This is a genomic window from Clostridium sp. AF19-22AC (assembly GCF_003479085.1).
Lineage (GTDB): Bacteria > Bacillota > Clostridia > Lachnospirales > Lachnospiraceae > Faecalicatena_A > Faecalicatena_A orotica.
In genome coordinates, this window is sequence record NZ_QUGN01000005.1 from 1 (window position 1) to 17,922 (window position 17,922).

Annotated in this window: 15 protein-coding genes; 13 read left to right on the forward strand and 2 right to left on the reverse strand. The window is 45.9% G+C overall.

Features of this window, described 5'->3' with window-relative positions:
• The first annotated feature begins 190 nt into the window (after positions 1–190).
• From DWX43_RS07260 to alsK, 10 genes are all read left to right on the forward strand, one after another.
• Positions 191–1,057 carry a pyridoxamine kinase gene (locus tag DWX43_RS07260; RefSeq protein ID WP_118619753.1) on the forward strand — a complete coding sequence of 289 codons (867 nt, stop codon included), beginning with the start codon at positions 191–193 and terminating at the stop codon, positions 1,055–1,057.
• A gap of 18 nt (positions 1,058–1,075) precedes the next feature.
• Entirely contained in the window at positions 1,076–1,597 is a 522-nt protein-coding gene (locus tag DWX43_RS07265; protein WP_118619755.1) for a TIGR04002 family protein, read from the forward strand.
• A 29-nt stretch (positions 1,598–1,626) separates the two neighbouring features.
• Positions 1,627–2,223 (forward strand): TIGR04100 family radical SAM protein, encoded by a 597-nt coding sequence (locus tag DWX43_RS07270; protein ID WP_118619757.1) that lies wholly within the window; start codon positions 1,627–1,629, stop codon positions 2,221–2,223.
• Between the two features lie 235 nt (positions 2,224–2,458).
• Entirely contained in the window at positions 2,459–3,496 is a 1,038-nt protein-coding gene (locus DWX43_RS07275; protein WP_118619759.1) for an iron-containing alcohol dehydrogenase, read from the forward strand.
• 53 nt (positions 3,497–3,549) lie between these two features.
• Positions 3,550–5,025, forward strand: coding sequence for a glycoside-pentoside-hexuronide (GPH):cation symporter (locus DWX43_RS07280; RefSeq protein WP_118619761.1), 1,476 nt, complete (start codon positions 3,550–3,552; stop codon positions 5,023–5,025).
• Positions 5,026–5,116: 91 nt separating this feature from the next.
• Positions 5,117–6,154: an iron-containing alcohol dehydrogenase gene (locus DWX43_RS07285; RefSeq protein ID WP_118619763.1), complete on the forward strand. Its 1,038-nt coding sequence runs from the start codon at positions 5,117–5,119 to the stop codon at positions 6,152–6,154.
• A gap of 14 nt (positions 6,155–6,168) precedes the next feature.
• Positions 6,169–6,894 (forward strand): glucosamine-6-phosphate deaminase, encoded by a 726-nt coding sequence (nagB, locus tag DWX43_RS07290; RefSeq protein ID WP_118619765.1) that lies wholly within the window; start codon positions 6,169–6,171, stop codon positions 6,892–6,894.
• Positions 6,895–6,920: 26 nt separating this feature from the next.
• Entirely contained in the window at positions 6,921–8,216 is a 1,296-nt protein-coding gene (locus DWX43_RS07295) for an aspartate aminotransferase family protein (RefSeq protein ID WP_118619767.1), read from the forward strand.
• A gap of 46 nt (positions 8,217–8,262) precedes the next feature.
• Positions 8,263–9,429, forward strand: coding sequence for an ROK family protein (locus DWX43_RS07300; protein ID WP_118619769.1), 1,167 nt, complete (start codon positions 8,263–8,265; stop codon positions 9,427–9,429).
• A gap of 72 nt (positions 9,430–9,501) precedes the next feature.
• Positions 9,502–10,422 (forward strand): allose kinase, encoded by a 921-nt coding sequence (alsK, locus tag DWX43_RS07305; RefSeq protein WP_118619771.1) that lies wholly within the window; start codon positions 9,502–9,504, stop codon positions 10,420–10,422.
• Positions 10,423–10,455: 33 nt separating this feature from the next.
• Here the strand turns inward: alsK and DWX43_RS07310 are convergent, their stop codons facing one another.
• Both DWX43_RS07310 and DWX43_RS07315 read right to left on the reverse strand, forming a co-directional pair.
• Entirely contained in the window at positions 10,456–11,319 is an 864-nt protein-coding gene (locus tag DWX43_RS07310; protein ID WP_118619773.1) for a methionyl aminopeptidase, read from the reverse strand.
• A gap of 17 nt (positions 11,320–11,336) precedes the next feature.
• Positions 11,337–12,599: a DUF1015 family protein gene (locus tag DWX43_RS07315; RefSeq protein ID WP_118619775.1), complete on the reverse strand. Its 1,263-nt coding sequence runs from the start codon at positions 12,597–12,599 to the stop codon at positions 11,337–11,339.
• A 335-nt stretch (positions 12,600–12,934) separates the two neighbouring features.
• On the opposite strand from DWX43_RS07315, the gene DWX43_RS07320 reads away from it, so the two are divergent.
• From DWX43_RS07320 to DWX43_RS07330, 3 genes are all read left to right on the forward strand, one after another.
• Positions 12,935–14,335, forward strand: coding sequence for a subtype B tannase (locus tag DWX43_RS07320; protein ID WP_118619777.1), 1,401 nt, complete (start codon positions 12,935–12,937; stop codon positions 14,333–14,335).
• 122 nt (positions 14,336–14,457) lie between these two features.
• Positions 14,458–17,172, forward strand: a complete 2,715-nt coding sequence (locus tag DWX43_RS07325; RefSeq protein WP_147356292.1) for an FtsX-like permease family protein — start codon at positions 14,458–14,460, stop codon at positions 17,170–17,172.
• Positions 17,160–17,921 (forward strand): ABC transporter ATP-binding protein, encoded by a 762-nt coding sequence (locus DWX43_RS07330; RefSeq protein ID WP_118619781.1) that lies wholly within the window; start codon positions 17,160–17,162, stop codon positions 17,919–17,921. The genes DWX43_RS07325 and DWX43_RS07330 overlap by 13 nt, the downstream gene beginning before the upstream one ends.
• Position 17,922: the final 1 nt, after the last annotated feature.

A 17,922-nucleotide genomic window follows, 5' to 3' on the forward strand; every position in this document is an offset into this window, starting at 1 on the left:
ATTTTATTTTTTTAATTGTCTACTTGACGGGGAGCGGTTCATTTTGCAGCACTCCTTTTTGTTTCATTGAAAAAACTGGCCTGATTAAATATGGCATAACTGGACGTTTTGAGTAAACCACTTCTGTGATATGATGTCATGCAAGTAGAAGAATTCCATCATTACCATAGAAAAGAAATGAGGCTGTATTATGACTAAAAAAATTGCTGTCATCAATGATTTATCAGGATTTGGAAGATGCTCCCTCACCGCTGCAATTTCGGTGATCGCGGCAATGGGGGTCCAGCCGTGTCCCCTGCCTACTGCGGTCTTAAGTGCACAGACAGGGTACCCGAGTTATTTCTGCGATGATTACACAGATAAAATGGAAAACTTCCGGCAGGAATGGGAGAAGATGGATGCTCAGTTTGACGGTATTTATACCGGATTTGTGGCAAGTGAGCAGCAGATCGAGAAAATATTTACATTTTTAAAGACGTTTCAAAGGAAGAATACGTTTCTTTTAGTTGATCCGGTCATGGGGGATAATGGCAATGTATATGCCATGTTTACAGACCGGCTTTTAAGCCTTATGAAGGAACTTGTCTGGAAAGCGGATGCGATTACCCCTAACCTGACAGAGCTCTGCCTGCTGACGGATACGGACTACAGGATGATCCAGAATATGACGGATGAGCGGAATCTCTTGACTATCGTGGAACAGATGGCGAGGAACGTGATTAAAAAGGGACCGGATACCGTTGTAGTTACCGGAATCCATTTTCTGGATGGGGAAGACGGTGTGGAAAAGATGGGAAACCTTGCAGTATCCGGTAAACAGGTGAGTCTCTCTGCATTTCCATATGTAGGGGGGAGCTATTCCGGAACGGGTGACCTTTTCGCATCTGTCATAGCGGCGGGAATTGCGCGTGGTGATAAGATAACAGAAAGTATCCGGCTGGCCGGAGGTTTTATTGAGCGGGCGATTGTGGATTCTGTGAAGGAAAATATCCCGCGCAACGACGGGGTGAATTATGAACAGTTCCTCGGTATGCTGATGAAGAATACCAACAAGTAGAAAAGGAGGCCTAAGAGCATGAAAAGCAACACATCAAAAGTTACTATGACAGGTCTGTTTGCGGCTATGATTACGGTGATGACAGCCTATATCTGCCATATCCCGTACGGTGCAAACGGAGGGTATATTCATTTTGGGGATGCACTGATTTATATGGCGGCAGTTTTTCTCCCGAGGCCATACGCGCTCACGGCGGCTGCAATCGGAGGCGGAATGGCGGATATCCTGACGGCGCCGATGTGGGCTCCGGCGACGATTATCATCAAGATGCTGATTACACTGCCTTTTACGAGTAAAGAAGGCAGAATCCTTGCGCCGAGAAACATTGCGGCACCTTTCCTTGCGGCAGTTATCTCCGCCTCCGGGTATTATCTTGCAGAAGGAATTCTGTTTGGCTCCTTTATAGCGCCGCTGGCATCGTTTGCCGGAAGTGCGGTGCAGTCCGGCGGGAGCGCAGTCATTTTCCTTGTGCTGGCAGCAGCAATGGATAAGGCGCATGTGAAGAATAAAACCCAGAAAATACTGCATATGTGTGAATAACAGGCAGGGAAAAAAGAGAGGAAATTAATATGGCAGATATACTGTATACTTATAAAAATCAGGTTTACGCAAATATCACGAATCTCTGTGACTGCAGGTGCCGGTTCTGCATCCGCAGCCATGAGGACGGTGTCGGCGATGCAGAGACATTGTGGCATAAGGCTGATCCGACGCTGGAGGAGATTATTGCGGCGATGGATGCATTTGATTTCACAGGGTATACGGAACTCGTATACTGCGGCTATGGAGAGCCGACCTGTGCACTGGACAATATGATTGCTTCTGCGAAGTATGCGAAGGAAAAATACGGGGTTGCGATAAGGGTCAACACGAATGGACTTGGAAATCTCTATCATGAGAGGGACATTGTTCCTGTTCTTGCAGAGGTGGTGGATTCGGTATCCATCAGTCTGAATGCACCGACAAAGGAGGCGTATATGGATGTGACACGGCCGAAATTTGAGAATGCATTCGAAGCAATGCTGGATTTTGCCGTGGAATGCAAAGGGGTGATCCCACATGTAAGGATGACCATTGTAGATGTATTGCCGGAAGAGGATATTCAGGCAAGCCGGGAATTGGCAGAATCACTGGGAGTAGAGTTGAAGATCAGGAAGTTTGCCTGATGGTAAGAATATTGGGATGACATCTGAAAATGTCCTGCTTTGATGGCAGGGCATTTTTTGCTTTTGTTAAAAGTGCATAAAAATCTTTCTTATTATTTGTGAATTTGTAAGAATTGACATATCGTGGATATACGCGTATTATAATGTTAAATAATATTTATAAACACTATTTAGAAATAAAGTTTATGAATAGGAAAACATTAATCAGATAAGAAAAAAGAAGGAGAAATGTATTATGGCAAAGAAATTATTTACAACAATTTACGGTCGCAATCTGGTAGGAGAATTGAAGAACATTGTACAGAGGCCATATCTGGTAGTTACGATGGAAGATTTATGGGATACCTTTAAAGACGAATTCGACGATGACTGCATCGTGCACTTTGTAAAAACTCTCGAATATGACGAGATTATGGAAAATGTTGAAAAACTTCCAAAGTTTGAATCTGTTATAGGCCTTGGTGGCGGACAGGCTGTGGATTATGCTAAAATGGTAGCATGGAAGAGTCATATGCCTCTGTATCAGGTTCCAACCTCGATTGCAACTAATGCAGTATTCGGACACCGCGCGGGAGTTCGTTTCAACAGCGTTGTAAAGTATGTAGGTTATGTAGAGCCGGTTGCAGTTTATGTGGACTATGATGTTATCCAGAACGGACCGAAAGCGCTCAATAGAAGCGGTGTCTGCGATGTACTGTGCTATAACAACTCACTGTTTGACTGGAAATATGCCGCAGACCAGGGAAAATGCGAAGAAAAGTGGCCATATGACGAAGAAATGGCTGCAGAAGTCAGAGAAGTATTCCAGTCAGTCGTAGACGGGCTTGATGATATCTATGCGCTAAATGAAAAAGGAATCCGCATCCTGACAGAAGGTTTAAGATGGGGCGGCGGGGCGTTCCACAACAACGGCTGGAACCCAAGGCCGATCGAGGGAAGCGACCACTTCCTATTCTATACATTAGAGTACATGACAAAGAAGAAATTCATCCACGGACAGCCGGTATGCCTGGGAATCTTCGTCGGATCTGCAATGGGTGGCAACAATCCTGACGGAATCCTTGATATCATCCACAGGGCTGGCGTCGAGATCAGGCCTGAAGGAATGGGGCTTACATGGGACGATGTATTTGCTGCAATCAAGTATGAAAAAGAATTCCTCGAAAACAACGGTTACTGGTATACAGTTGTGAATGACTTTAAGGTAACAGACGAATTCTGCCAGATGATCAAAGATAAAGTGACTGCCAAATACGGAGCGTGGGAGAACTAACGCCCGACAGGGCCGGACCCAAGTAGTATAAGCAGGACAGGGAGGATGATGTTTTGAGAAATAGAAGAGATCCATACGATATTGATTTTACTTCAACGACAGCGAAGGTGCCGTGGTATGATAAGATTATACACAGTATGTACGGCGCATATAGTTTTCAGGTTTCATGGGTTATATTCGGATACTATCTGGTTTATTTTTACACCGATGTGGTTGGCTTAAGCGCCACGGTGGCGGGAACGATTATGCTGGTTGCCCGGTTCGCCGACTGCTTCACCGATCTGTGGGTCGGTTATATGCTGGACAATGTCTGTTACAGGTGGGGGCGTTACCGCTCCTGGGCGATATTTGGCATAGTGCCATTGTTTCTCCTGTTTGTGGGTGTATTTACTGCACTGCCGACAGAGAGTACGGGGCTGAAGATCGGGTGGGCAGCAATCTGCTATGGATGCTTTGGCTCCATCGGCGCGACGTTTTCCTTTATGCCCCAGATTGCACAGTTTTGTAATATGACGAGGAATCCAAGAGAAAGAGAGACGATAGCAGTTGTAAAAAGTGTGTGCACAAATCTGGCACAGGTTGTCGCAGCATCTCTGTTCCTCCCTCTGGTAAAACTGTTTGGCGGCAATAGTGGAAATGAAGCACAGGGATATTTCTGGGCGGCAGTGACGATCGGGCTTACCGTAATGCTGTTCCAGATACTGAATGTATTTATGACAAGGAAATATGAGCTGAACCGGGACGGCTCCTGCAGGGAACATCTCCGTCAGGTAGACCACGAGAACCTCCTTCTCCAGCTTAAGAGTTTTGGAAAGAACCGCCCGGCGATCATCCTTCAGGTCGGCGAGGTGTTAAAGCAGATTATGCAGGCTATCAAGAATGGTATGGTTATCTATGTATTTACATATTATCTGGGTCTGAAAGACTTTTATTCCGTTGCTATGTTTGCGTTTACGGTGGCACTGATGTTCGGCGTATTCTTTATGAAGCCTCTGATCAGACTGTTCAGAGATACGGGAAGGGCCTACCAGTTCTGCATGGTGGGAAGCGCGGCAGTCAGTATCCTCCTGTTTGTCCTGTGCAGGGCTTACGGGCCGGGAGCTGCGGCAGACTCTATGCAGTTTGGGATATTATTCGTGTTGTTTGTCCTCAACGGTATTTTCAGCGGGGCATACTATTCTTTCTCAAATGTTATGATTCCGGCAACGGTAGATTACGGTGAGTGGAAGAACGGCAAAGGGCAGGCGGGAATCATCTCTGCAATCAACGGGTTCTGTATCACGATCGGTGCGGCACTCGGGGCACAGATCATGGGAATCCTGCTGGACGGTTCCGGTTACGTGGCAAATCAGGCACAGTCGGAGTCAACACTGACATGGCTGTTAGTACTTGCGTTTATCCTGCCGGCTATTGTGACAATGATCCATTTTATCGTTCAGATGTTCTATGGACTCAGTGACAAGAGGCTGGATGAGTGTATGCGTGAAGTGCGCGAAAGGCGCATGAATATGGAAGTGGAAAATAGTTAGAATTAATGATTGACAAATGAAAAAATTCGTTATACCATAATATTAAATAGTGTTTATAAATTATATTTAAGAATAAAAGGAGAAAAAAATCATGGCAAAAAAATTATTTACAACAATCTACGGACGTAACCTCGTGGGAGAGTTAAAAAATATCGTGCAGAGACCTTATCTGGTAGTGACGATGGAGGATTTATGGGATACCTTTAAGGATGAATTTGACGATGACTGTATCGTGCATTTTGTAAAAACACTGGAATATGATGAGATCATGGCAAATGTTGAGAAGCTTCCGAAGTTTGAATCCGTCATCGGCCTCGGCGGCGGACAGGCAGTTGACTATGCAAAGATGGTGGCATGGAAGAGCCACATGCCTCTGTACCAGGTTCCGACTTCTATCGCGACAAATGCAGTGTTCGGACACCGTGCCGGCGTTCGTTTCAACAGTGTTGTAAAGTATGTGGGTTATGTTGAGCCGGTTGCAGTATATGTGGATTATGATGTTATCCAGAACGGACCGAAAGCTCTCAACAGAAGCGGTGTCTGCGACGTACTGTGCTACAATAACTCCATGTTTGACTGGAAATATGCTGCAGATCAGGGCAAATGTGAAGAGAAATGGCCATATGACGAAGAGATGGTTGCAGAAGTCAGAGAAGTATTCCAGTCAGTCGTAGACGGGCTTGATGATATCTATGCGCTAAATGAAAAAGGAATCCGCATCCTGACAGAAGGTTTAAGATGGGGCGGCGGAGCGTTCCACAACAATGGCTGGAACCCGAGACCGATCGAGGGAAGCGACCACTTCTTATTCTATACATTAGAGTACATGACAAAGAAGAAATTTATCCACGGACAGCCAGTATGCTTAGGAATCTTCGTAGGTTCAGCTATGGGAGGAAATGATCCTGACGGAATCCTTGATATCATCCACAGGGCAGGCGTTGAGATCCGTCCGGAAGGCATGGGAATCACATGGGACGACGTATTTGCTGCAATCAAGTATGAAAAAGAATTCTTGGAAAGCAACGGCTACTGGTATACAGTAGTAAATGATTTCAAGGTGACAGATGAGTTCTGCCAGATGATCAAAGACAAAGTAATTGCCAAGTATGGTGAGTGGGATAAATAAGGTGTACATAAACTATGAGAGTATACAGAGTAAAAGATTATGACGAAATGAGTAAAAAGGCTGCAACCATTCTTGCAGCGCAGATTGTGTCCGGCCCGGAGAAAGCTCTGGGCCTGGCAACAGGCTCCACCCCGGCAGGGGCTTACAGATATCTTTGCAAGTGGTATCAGGAAGGAATTCTGGACTTTTCAGAAATCAGGACAATGAATCTGGATGAATACAGGGGAATTTCCAGAGAGGACAGCCAGAGCTACTATTATTTTATGAAAGAGAATCTGTTTGGCCATGTAAATATAAAGGAAGAGAATACGTTTATCCCGGACGGCGAGCGGGAAGATGCAGACGCCGTATGCAGGGAATATGAAGCACTGATCCAAAGCACCGGGGGCGTCGGACTCCAGCTTCTGGGACTCGGGAGGAACGGGCACATCGGTTTTAACGAACCGTCGGACAGCTTCATAAAAGAATGCCACTGCGTTTCACTTGCTTTGAGTACCATTGAGGCGAATAAGAGATTCTTCGAGAATGCTGAAGATGTACCGAGACAGGCATATACAATGGGTATCGGCACGATCATGAGTGCGGAGAAGATCCTGCTGCTGGCAAGCGGCGAAGAGAAGGCAGATGCCCTCAGCCGTATGATTGGCGGACCGATTACTCCACGTGTGCCGGCCTCCATATTGCAGCTTCACAGGGATGTGACGGTCATTGCAGACGAAGCAGCCCTGTCAAAGATATGACATTTAGACAAAAAGGAGATGTCAGTATGAAGACAATCGAAAAAGATAAAAAATATTTAATACAGTGCTATACAACGGACGATATTGTATTTACCAGGGGTAAAGGAATGTATATGTACGATGAGTCAGGAAAAAAATATCTGGATTTCTCCGGACAGTTTTCTGCCTGTACCCTAGGACATGGAAATGAGGAAATGATTGAGGCCCTGAAGGAGCAGCTGGAAAAGCTGGTGTCTGTAACGTCCTGTTTTGCGACAGAAGAAAGAGCGGCCCTGGCGGAAAAAATGATTGAAATATCACCGGAAGGACTCGACAAGGTGATGTTCGGATGTACCGGATCAGACGCCAATGAGTTTGCGCTGAAGACGGCAAAATATTACAGAGGCGGAGGAAGAGTCATTTCCTTTAGAAGAGGTTTCCACGGTTCCACAGCAGGAGCTGCAGCAGCAACGGGTAAATCAGAGATGATTCAGGAAAATTCAGGGATTTCCGAACTGCTTCCGAGAGGGTTCGTACATTCTGCACCACCTTACTGCTACCATTGTGATTTCGGTAAAGAGCCGGGCACCTGCGGACTGCAGTGCCTGAAATATCTGGAGCAGACGATGCTGCATGAAGGCGGGGACCGCATCGCGGCGGTCATTTCAGAGCCAATCTTTGCGGCCGGCGGCGTGATTGTGCCTCCGAAGGGATTCTGGAAGGGTGTAAGGGAATTGTGCGATAAGTATGGCGCACTTCTGATCTTCGACGAGGTTGTAACAGGTATCGGCCAGACAGGATCGATGTTCGCCTGTCAGTATGAGGGCGTAACGCCGGATATCCTTGTCACCGGGAAAGGCCTGACGAGTGGCTATGTACCGGGATCCGCGGTTCTATGCCGCAGGGAGATCGGGGAAGCAATGAGCAAAATCAGCCTGCACGGACATACACACTCCTGCTATCCGCTGACATGCCGCAGTGCGCTTAAAAATCTGGAAATTATCGAGAGGGAACATCTGGTAGACAACAGCCGTGAGACAGGGGATTACCTTCATGAGAAGCTTCTGGTCCTGAAAGAAAAATACGATGTAATCAAAGATGTGCGCGGACGCGGCCTGCTTCAGGGCATTGAGATAGAAGGAAGCCCGAATGCAGACAAGTATGTACTCGGTCAGGAATTCTACGAAACCATGCTCGGAAACGGCCTGATTACCGAACTGGAAAGCCGTAAGAATCTGGAAAATGTAGTAGTCGTTATGCATCCGGCCCTGATTACTTCCCGCGAAAATGTAGATGAGGCGGTTGAAATCATTGACAAGTCTCTTAAGACCTGTTTAAAATAAACTACAGGTGAAAAATCGCGTAAATGCAGAGGGAGATTCAGACAATATGGCAGTAGAAAAGAAACCGGTCCTGACAGTAAAAAATATTAGAAATGTAAATATGGGAAATATCCTGCAGAGTATCATACGGAGTAAATCCACAACAAGGAGTATTCTTGCGAAGGAGAACCACATCAGCCTTATGACGGTCAAGCATGTGGTCGACGATCTGATAGCTGCCGGTATTCTGGTAGAAAAGGAGTCTGCAAACTCAGATGTGGGGAGGAATCCCAAGGTACTTGAGATTGCAGAGAATTACGGTAATATTGTGTGTGTGAATCTTACCTCTGAGGATGAGATCAGTTTCCTGATCTATGACATATATGAGAGACTCCTAAGGGAACGAAGCATTCCTCTGGAGAGTGAAAGAACTTACAGGGAATCTCTGTCGGACGTTTTTCAGGCCATCAGGGAGGAACTTGAAACAATATCCACTGCCACAACGGGTATGGCCGTTTTTGTGCCGAGTGCCTATGATGAAGAAGTGGATCTTGTAAACTATGATCTGATACCTGATTTTAAAGAATTACATATCAGGGAATTATTTGAGAAAGAATTTGGAATAAATAATATATTGATACTTCATGATGTATTTGCAGCGGCGAGGTCAGAGTATGACAGCCTGAACCCGGAAATGGAGAGCCAGTTCTACTTCTACTGCGGCTATGGGGTCGGAGGATATTTCATCCACAAGGACGAAGCGGTCGCGGGGGAAGAGAATATGGCAGGAGAGGTCGGAAAGATGCTCATCACAATGGATGGGAATGAGAATCGTTTTACCACTCTGGAAGAGGTTGTATCCATCTCTGCCGTGAAAAGAAAGATGAAAGAAGCGGGAATGAATCTGCATTTTTCCGAAATGCTTAAGCTGTATCAGGAGAACGACGCGCAGGCAGTACAGATACTGACTCCGGTGCTGAACACAGTATCAAAGGTTTTGTATAATCTCCTGTGGGTGTATAATCCTACCAGAATTGTAGTAGACAGCTGTAAAAGCGACTACTGCAGGATCATTACAGAACATTTCAAGGCATTTATGGAAGAGATGAAGAATGATGCAATCCCGATCCATGTACAGGCAAGGAATGCGAAATATGATGAATACCATATGATGCGCGGATGCTTCTATATGACGAGAAATGCATGGATTGACGAGATTGCAGATTCCATATAAGCGGGTTCCACAAACAGATTCGTCCGCAAAAAAGTTTGTACTGTCTGCATCAGGAAGTAGGAATGGAGTAATATGGAGAACGTAATTATCGGAATTGATCTGGGTGGCACCAATCTTCGTATCGGTGCAGTTACACCGGATAATGAAATGCTGTCTCCCTCTGTGATAAAAAGTTCGGCTGTTGCATATGCAGACAAACCAATCGAAAAGATCTGTGAAATAATCGCAGATTATATAGAGAAGAATCATATCCGGAAGGTGGAAGCGATTTCGATCGGAGTCCCCTCCTCGGTGGAGAATGACAAGGAAACGGTCATCTGTACCACAAATATCCGGAATCAGGAGGGAGAAGCAGTCTTTTCCCATACCAATATGGCAGAGGGAATCAGGGCATATTTTAAAGTACCAGTGTTTATCAACAATGATGTGAATAATATCCTGCTGTACGATATCGCGGCAAACCACCTTGAAAAACAGAAGGTGGTAGTCGGTATTTATATCGGCACAGGCGTCGGTTCATCCGTAGTGATTGACGGAAAGCCTCTGGAAGGAAAGAACGGGGCAGAACTGGATATCGGGCACATTCCATACTTTGGCGGGGATGTCAGGTGCAGCTGCGGGAAGACCGGCTGCTGCGAGTGCTATGCATCCGGATGGCGGCTGCAGGAGCTGCGCAGACAGTATTATCCGGACACCGAGATCCAGGATATGTTTACAAAGCATAAGGATGAAAAACCGATGAAGGATTTCATTCAGGCCTGTGCATATATTTATGCAGTCATGGTCACGATCTTTAACCCTGACACGATCATCGTGGGCGGCGGGGTGCCGGAAATGGCAGATTTCCCGCGGGAAGAATTCGAGAGAGCCGTGAATGAGAATACAGGGAGGGACGTCATGGCTTATGGGTTTGACTATCTCTATTCAAAAGAATTCATCGGCAAAGGCGTGATCGGCGCGGCTGTGTTTGCACGGCAGAGACTGGGGATATAAGAGAAGATGCGGCTGGGGGCAGCCGCATCTTCTTTATTTTGTCAGTACTTCTATTCCGTCTTCTTTCACAAGCACCATATATTCAATCTGTGCGGATAGTCCGTCGTCAATTGTATATACGGTCCAGTCATTGTCCTCGTCCACGAAGAAATCTGGGCTTCCTTCGTTGATCATAGGTTCAATCGTAAACATCATGCCCGGTACGAGGAGCATTTCGCTTCCCTTAGGGGTTACATAGCTTACGAACGGGTCTTCATGGAACTGCAGTCCGATTCCGTGGCCGCCGATTTCTTCGACGACGGAATATCCGTTCGCCTGTGCATGGGTGTTGATGGCATCGGCGATATCACCTAAGTGACCCCACGGTCTGGCTGCGGCGAGTCCAAGTTCCACACACTCTTCTGTTACTTTGATAATGCGTTCTGCGCGTTCTGATATCTTTCCCATCTTAAACATTCTAGATGCATCAGAAAAATATCCGTTCAGTATGGTAGAGACATCGACATTGATGATATCCCCTTCTTCCAGAATGATGTTCTCATCCGGAATACCGTGGCAGATTTCGTTATTAAGTGATGTACACACACTCTTCGGGAAGCCCTGATAATGAAGCGGTGCAGGAATCCCGCCGTTTTTCGTCGTGACATCATAAACGATCCGGTCTATCTCTTCCGTGCTCATCCCAATATGAATCTGTTCAGCCACAGCGTCCAGAACCGCAGTGTTGAGCGCTGCACTTTCTTTAATCTTCTCGATTTGGAACGGGGTTTTAAGCAGCTTGCGGCTCGGGACGATCTCGCCCTTCTCCGCGTGTAGTGTGATCTGTTCATCAATAGCCATGTGGCATTTTTTATATTTCTTTCCGCTGCCGCACCAGCATGCGTCATTTCTTTCCATTAATAAAATCTCCTTTCTTATGTTGTCAAGTGTTCGCTTCTTTCGAAACGGTGGATCAGCAGTCCACTTCTAAGTTTAGGTTCAAACCATGTAGATTTGGGCGGCATCAGTTTTCCGGCGTCCGCTACGCGCAGCAGTTCGTCCATCGAAGTAGGGTACATGGCAAATGCTGCCCCGTCCCCTGCATCATCGACTGCCTCTGCAAGTGCTTCCAGTCCCCGGATTCCTCCGACAAACCGGATCCGGCTGTCTGTTTTCGGGTCCCGGATGCCAAGCAGTGGTCCGAGAACCACATTCTGCAGTATAGAAACATCCAGACCGTTCACGGGATCTTCCGAGAAAAGGAATGGTTTCGCATGCAGTGAATACCAGAAACCATTTCCGTAGAGGCCGATCTCCCCTTTCTGCGATGGCCGTACAGCTTCTGTCTGAGGTTCTGAAACCTCAAATCCGCTTCTTACCATATCCAGAAAGGCATCGAACGTATACCCGTTTAAATCCGAAACAATCCGGTTGTAGTCATAAATATGAAGCTCCTCGGCCGGAAAAAGGACTGACAGAAAATAGTTAAACTCTTCGTCTCCTGTATATGCTGGGAATTCTCCCCTGCGCTTCAGCCCTGCTTTTACCGCTGAAGCGGCACGGTGATGGCCGTCTGCTATATAAATATTATCAACCTCTTCGAAAATATGAGCAATTCTTTCTATATTATCATGACTTCCGATCTTCCATACCTGATGGCGTACAGAATCCTCACTCGTAAAATCGTAGAGCGGCAGAGTCATTTTAACAGCATCCAGAATCTGGTTTAGTTCCGGAACTGCGTGGTAGGCCAGGAAAATGGGCCCGGTCTGGGCGCTCAGTGTATCGACATGGCGGGTTCTGTCCAGCTCTTTATCTTCCCTTGTATTCTCATGCTTTTTAATCCGGTTTTCCAGATAATCATCGATGGAGGCACAGCCTACAAGTCCGGTCTGTGTGTGTCCGTCCATTGTAAGTGCGTAGATATAATAGCATTTTGCCTCATCCTGAATAAAAGAACCATCAGCAGCCATGCTATCGAGCGTATCTCTCGCGCGATCATAGACGCTCTGGGAATACATATCTGCATCGTCCGGGAATTGTGTCTCTGCCCGGTCAATCTTTAAAAAGGACAGAGGATTCTGCTCCACGACTTCTTTGGCTTCTTCGCGGTTATATACATCATAAGGCAGTGCGGCAATAGAAGAAGCCAGTTCTTTTGCGGGCCGCACGCCCTGAAAGGGTCGGATGACTGTCATAGTTTCATCTCCTTTGATTATAGGTAAACTTAAGTGCAGGCATGGAAACGCCCAAATGCACAAAGCCTTCTTTATTTTAGCACAAAGAAAACAAATTTACTACGGGATAATAATGAAAAGCTTCCTTTGTTTTTTATAGTAAGGGGCTGAAAATTAGCCATCAGGGATATTCCCCAATAGCCATGCATACTGATTCATTCCATTATGGAATAAATTCTATTATAAGCTGAATTGATTGACCAGTAAAAAAGAGTTAAAATAGTTTTATCATACGATAAGGTCAGAGTTAGAAGAGCGACACAGCCACTAACATTGAAATAAAGGAGTAGAATACTATGAACAAGAGTTTGATATTTGATACAGAAAAATATTCAGTAGAGACATTGGAAATGGATGGATATACACTTGTGTACCGTGCATTTGAAAATATTCCGTATGTGGCGGAGCCGGTGGATGAAAAGGTGCAGGTTCTAAGTATCTATGTCCCGGAAGACTATTATAAAGGTAAAATGATTGGTAACTATCATCTGGAAAATGCACCAATCTTTCTTCCCAATACCGTTGGGGGATACATGCCGGGTCCGGTGGAGCGTCCGGGGAAAAATGTACATGGAGAAACGAATGCGGCATTTTTCGCCCTGCTTCACGGCCTGGTCGTTGTATCGCCCGGAGTGAGGGGAAGAGAGCAGAAGGATAAGGAAGGGAATAATATCGGAATAGCACCGGCGGCAATCTGTGACTTGAAGGCGGCAGTGAGGTATCTTAGATTTAATAGCAAGCGGATACCGGGGGATACTGAGAAAATCATTTCCAACGGGACAAGTGCAGGAGGAGCGTTGTCCGCTCTTCTTGGGACAACGGGAAACCATCCGGATTATGAGCCGTATCTGCAGGCAGTTGGTGCAGCTGAGGAAAAGGATCATATATTTGCGTCTTCCTGCTATTGTCCAATTACGAATCTGGAACATGCTGATATGGCATATGAATGGGAGTTCTGCGGACTGAATGACTATCATAGCATGAGGTTTGAGCCTCCTGTAAAGGAAGGCGGAAAGCCTGAAATGATTCCCGTGGACGGGCAGATGACAGAGGAACAAAAAGCAATGTCAAGAAAGCTGAAAGAGATGTTTCCAGAATATTTGAACAGCCTGAGGCTGAAAGATGATGGGGGAAACCCTCTTGAACTAGATGAACAGGGAAATGGAAGTTTTAAGGAGTATGTAAAATCATTTGTAGAAGCTGCTGTGCAAGGTGAGATTTTGAAAGGGACGGATATGTCCGGGTATGACTGGATTACGGTGCAGGGCGGCAGGCTGAAGATAGATTTTGATAAGTATGTGATATTCCGCACACGTATGAAGGCAACGCCTGCTTTTGACAATGTGTGCTTGGGGACACCGGAGAATGAACTCTTTGGGAGTGTTACTAACAGATTTCGGCATTTTACAGAGTTCAGTCAGGACCACAGCACTGTTGGGGGAGAACTTGCGGAGAAAGAGCAGATTAAGATGATGAATCCGATGGCGTATATTGAAGATGAGAAAGCGGTAAAAGCAGAACATATAAGGATCCGTCATGGGGTGGTCGACCGGGACACATCGCTTGCGGTCTCTGCAATGCTGGCGGCAAAGCTGCGTGAGAATGGAGTGGATGCAGAACTTGCATACCCTTGGGGGATTCCTCATGCGGGAGATTATGATATTGGAGAACTTTTGGAGTGGATTGACGGAATCTAAAAAACTGCAGCTGAAAATGGCTGCAGCTTTTTTATATTTCAATTCAAGCAGGAAAATGCACTATTCGCGCAATAAGGATTGTATAAAAATAGTAATAGCGATAAAATGAGTGTAGCTTAAAAGTGGTGAAACAGCAAGGTGACCAGTATACGCCCACTGTCGTATCGCCGGCTGCGGTAGGTGACGTGATCATGTTTTTAGAGACGAGGAGGGATTCTATGAATGTGGAACGTAAAGTCAGGAGATTCAGGATAGTCTGTGGATTTCTGATGCTTTTTTCGCTATTGTTTTGTAAGATTATGGCGATTGATGGATTTTACAGTCTGTGGGATTTTATTTACAAACTCAGAGACGGATCCATTTGGAAAGAGGATCTGGTATCATTAATACCGTTTAGTTTTGGTATACTTGCGGTAATTGGAATTTTACTGTATTTAATACGCTGTATTTGGTTAATAAATGGAAAAAGCCTGAAAACATTTGAGTTTCTTCCCGGTTTCGGATTTGCATTTTTTGCCATCAGCATATTTCCGGGTGGACAGATATTTGTCGGAGGGGTATGTTTAGCCTTGGTTATCATCGATTACATGGGCTCCCGCTGGATTGAAGAGCGGGATGAGATGAACCGCAAATACGAAGAGATGAAAGCGCGGGAAAGGTACGAGAAGGAAGAAAAGAAGCGGGTACGCTATTTTCCGGGCAGATACCCCGAGGAGTTTTTCAGGATGATCCGAAAGAATGCTTCCTACAACAAGAAAGGGCAGATGATTCTTGCATCGGGGTGCTTTCTGACCGCGGCATTTATGTATATTATACTTACAATGTATGGCCTGATCTCACAGGTGCACGGGGAGGAAGACTTCCTGTTCGGATTCGGGCTTGCGCGGATATTTAAACAGACTGGATTTCTCATGGCTCTGTGCAGCATTCTGATGATGACAATGATCATTGGGTATTATATCAAAGACCAGAATAAGTCAAACAGCCTTCTGGTCATCCTTGGAATGAGAAGCAGAACGATTTATCTGATGTTTGGAATCGTGTTCAGTGCAAATGCTTTCATATCAGGTGTGGCAGGTATTCTTTTCGGAGGGGCGGCATCCTATATCATCAGGGATATCTGGCAGAGTTCACTCACAAATAATGGGGCCGTAGTCAATCTGGCATCTGCAATCAGCGTAAGGACGATTGGGCTTGGGATACTCGGGTATCTCGTGATCGTGCTCCTGTCCCTTGGATTTAATCAGGAAAATGTGCTGAACCTTGCACGTTCTATGAATATGAATACACAGGTTGAGAAAGAAAAACGGGGGAAGAAATACAATCTCATACTTGTGATTTTGGGACTTCTCCTTCTGGCAGTCAGCATCCGCATCTATTTTTCCAGAAGCTGGGCAGAGACTATGTATATACATATCTTTACGGTACTCGGAGTTTACCTGCTTATTAAGGGGGGAACCGCAATCTGCCTGAACAGGCTGGAAAGGCACAGGGACAGGTACAACAGGAATCTGATTGCAAATCGTCCGTTGTATTACCGGTTTCAGAAAAGCACATGGAATCTTTTTTATCTGTCTGTGCTGCATCTGTTTATACTGTCTATGTTTGGGGTACAGCTGGCAGGCGGACTCCTGAAACAGAATATACCGGAGATGTTCCCGTACAGCATTGTCTGCACGGCCTATGACGCGGATATGGAGGATTTAGATGCGATTGCTAAGAAGCATGGTGCAGAGGCGTCTGTTTATCCGATGCTCAGGATTACATCGATCTACGGCTCCGACGCGATTAATAAACAGTGGGGGCCGTACTTGCGCCCGGTTCAGTGGCCACAGGGGCAGCATATAGCAATTTCAGAGTCTACATACCGGGCCCTGAAGGAGGCCTTAGGGAAGACGCCTGAAAAGCTGGATTTATCAGATGATGAAATCCATGTTGTGTATCAGCAGGATTTGTCGGCAAAGGCACATACGATTGACTGGGATACGAACAGAATCCATAAAATGTTGAGGATCGGACAGCCGCTGATGTCTTATAATACAGGGATATATGAGAAAATATTTCCGGAACGTATCATAAAGAGTGAGGAGAGAGACTGTCTCACGGGGACGTTCCATCAGGGAATGGAGGATAACCTGGTCGTATTCAATGACCAGTATTTTGAAGAAGAGTACCAGAGGATTTCCACTTACAATAAAGAACAGTGGAGTTTAAGAGAAGCGGCTGACATCGACGAATGGAGAGCGTACCCGTCGTACTCCCGTCCATCTAATATGACAGAGGGACCGACACAGCTTATATGCTGGAATGTTCCTGAGAAGGAGTATGAGGGGATGCTCAAAGATATGGACTATCTGACTGATAAACATGCGTTTGACAGAGACTGGGACAGTGCAATTCTGCCGTTCTATGGGAAGCAGCAGATGATTGTTGATACCGGTGCGGAAATCTTTTTCCGAAAACTGGTGTACCTGTTTATCCTCATTCTGATGACGATTATGGGACTCTTCCAGTATTATGTGAAGTTTGAATCTGAGGCAAGGGAGCTGAACTGGCAGAATAATTTCCTGAGAAAACTGGGTATGCGGCAGAATGAACGGAAAAAGGCTCTGGCAGGGCAGATGAAGATATTTGCAGCGCTGCCGCTCGCAGTGGGGACCTTAGGCGGAATAATTTTCGGAGGTCTTACGGTAAGGGCCAGATTATACGATTCAAAGGAAGTTCTGAGTTTCCTTATAGCAGGAGGGATTATTTATCTGGTTTATGTGGGCATATGGGTACTGTGGTATTTTTGGATTAAGAGAATGATATGGAGGCAGGCGGAATGGGAAAATTAAAAGTACTGGAAGTGAATGATCTGATCAGGAATTATCAGAAACTGAACCCGAGTGGTGCAAAGGATGAGATTAAAGTATTAAAAGGGCTCAATTTTAATGTCGAGGAAGGTGACTTCCTCGGGATTATGGGAAAGTCAGGATGCGGCAAGACGACACTTTTGAAGGTGCTGGGACTGATCGACAAGCAGACAGCGGGGACTTTGAAGTTCACGGATAAAGATACAAACGGCCTGCATGCAGATGAACTGGCGGATATCAGGAGAAAACAGATCGGGTTTGTCTTTCAGGATTTTTATCTGATGGACAGTCTGTCCGTGAGGGAAAACATTATGCTTCCCATGATTCTGAACAAGGAAAAGTCTGAAGTAATGGATGAGAAATCAAAGGAACTGGCCGAACAGTTCCAGATCGCACATCTGCTGGATAAAGAGCCCTACGAGCTGTCGGGAGGAGAGAAACAGAGAGTGGCGATCTGCCGTGCCCTGATTAATGACCCGGAGCTGATCCTGGCGGATGAGCCGACTGGAAATCTGGATTCCAAGTCAGGAAAGATTGTGATTGACGCGCTGACACGGATCAACCAGGAGTATGGGAAGACGATAGTCATGGTAACGCATGATCCGAAGATGGCGGGCTGCTGCAGGAAAATCATCCTGCTTAAGGACGGTATGATACTGGAGACTCTGGAAAAGAAGGGGACGGATGAAGAATTCTATCATCTGATTCTGGATAAGATGGGAGATTTGTAGC

What these genes read in the sequence shown, in the direction of transcription:
- DWX43_RS07300 (WP_118619769.1), top strand. Translation starts at nt 8,263, where the DNA reads ATGGCAGTAGAAAAGAAACCGGTCCTGACAGTAAAAAATATTAGAAAT.
- DWX43_RS07310 (WP_118619773.1), bottom strand. Translation starts at nt 11,319, where the DNA reads ATGGAAAGAAATGACGCATGCTGGTGCGGCAGCGGAAAGAAATATAAA.
- DWX43_RS07285 (WP_118619763.1), top strand. Translation starts at nt 5,117, where the DNA reads ATGGCAAAAAAATTATTTACAACAATCTACGGACGTAACCTCGTGGGA.
- nagB (WP_118619765.1), top strand. Translation starts at nt 6,169, where the DNA reads ATGAGAGTATACAGAGTAAAAGATTATGACGAAATGAGTAAAAAGGCT.
- alsK (WP_118619771.1), top strand. Translation starts at nt 9,502, where the DNA reads ATGGAGAACGTAATTATCGGAATTGATCTGGGTGGCACCAATCTTCGT.
- DWX43_RS07315 (WP_118619775.1), bottom strand. Translation starts at nt 12,599, where the DNA reads ATGACAGTCATCCGACCCTTTCAGGGCGTGCGGCCCGCAAAAGAACTG.
- DWX43_RS07265 (WP_118619755.1), top strand. Translation starts at nt 1,076, where the DNA reads ATGAAAAGCAACACATCAAAAGTTACTATGACAGGTCTGTTTGCGGCT.
- DWX43_RS07260 (WP_118619753.1), top strand. Translation starts at nt 191, where the DNA reads ATGACTAAAAAAATTGCTGTCATCAATGATTTATCAGGATTTGGAAGA.
- DWX43_RS07275 (WP_118619759.1), top strand. Translation starts at nt 2,459, where the DNA reads ATGGCAAAGAAATTATTTACAACAATTTACGGTCGCAATCTGGTAGGA.
- DWX43_RS07270 (WP_118619757.1), top strand. Translation starts at nt 1,627, where the DNA reads ATGGCAGATATACTGTATACTTATAAAAATCAGGTTTACGCAAATATC.
- DWX43_RS07330 (WP_118619781.1), top strand. Translation starts at nt 17,160, where the DNA reads ATGGGAAAATTAAAAGTACTGGAAGTGAATGATCTGATCAGGAATTAT.
- DWX43_RS07295 (WP_118619767.1), top strand. Translation starts at nt 6,921, where the DNA reads ATGAAGACAATCGAAAAAGATAAAAAATATTTAATACAGTGCTATACA.
- DWX43_RS07320 (WP_118619777.1), top strand. Translation starts at nt 12,935, where the DNA reads ATGAACAAGAGTTTGATATTTGATACAGAAAAATATTCAGTAGAGACA.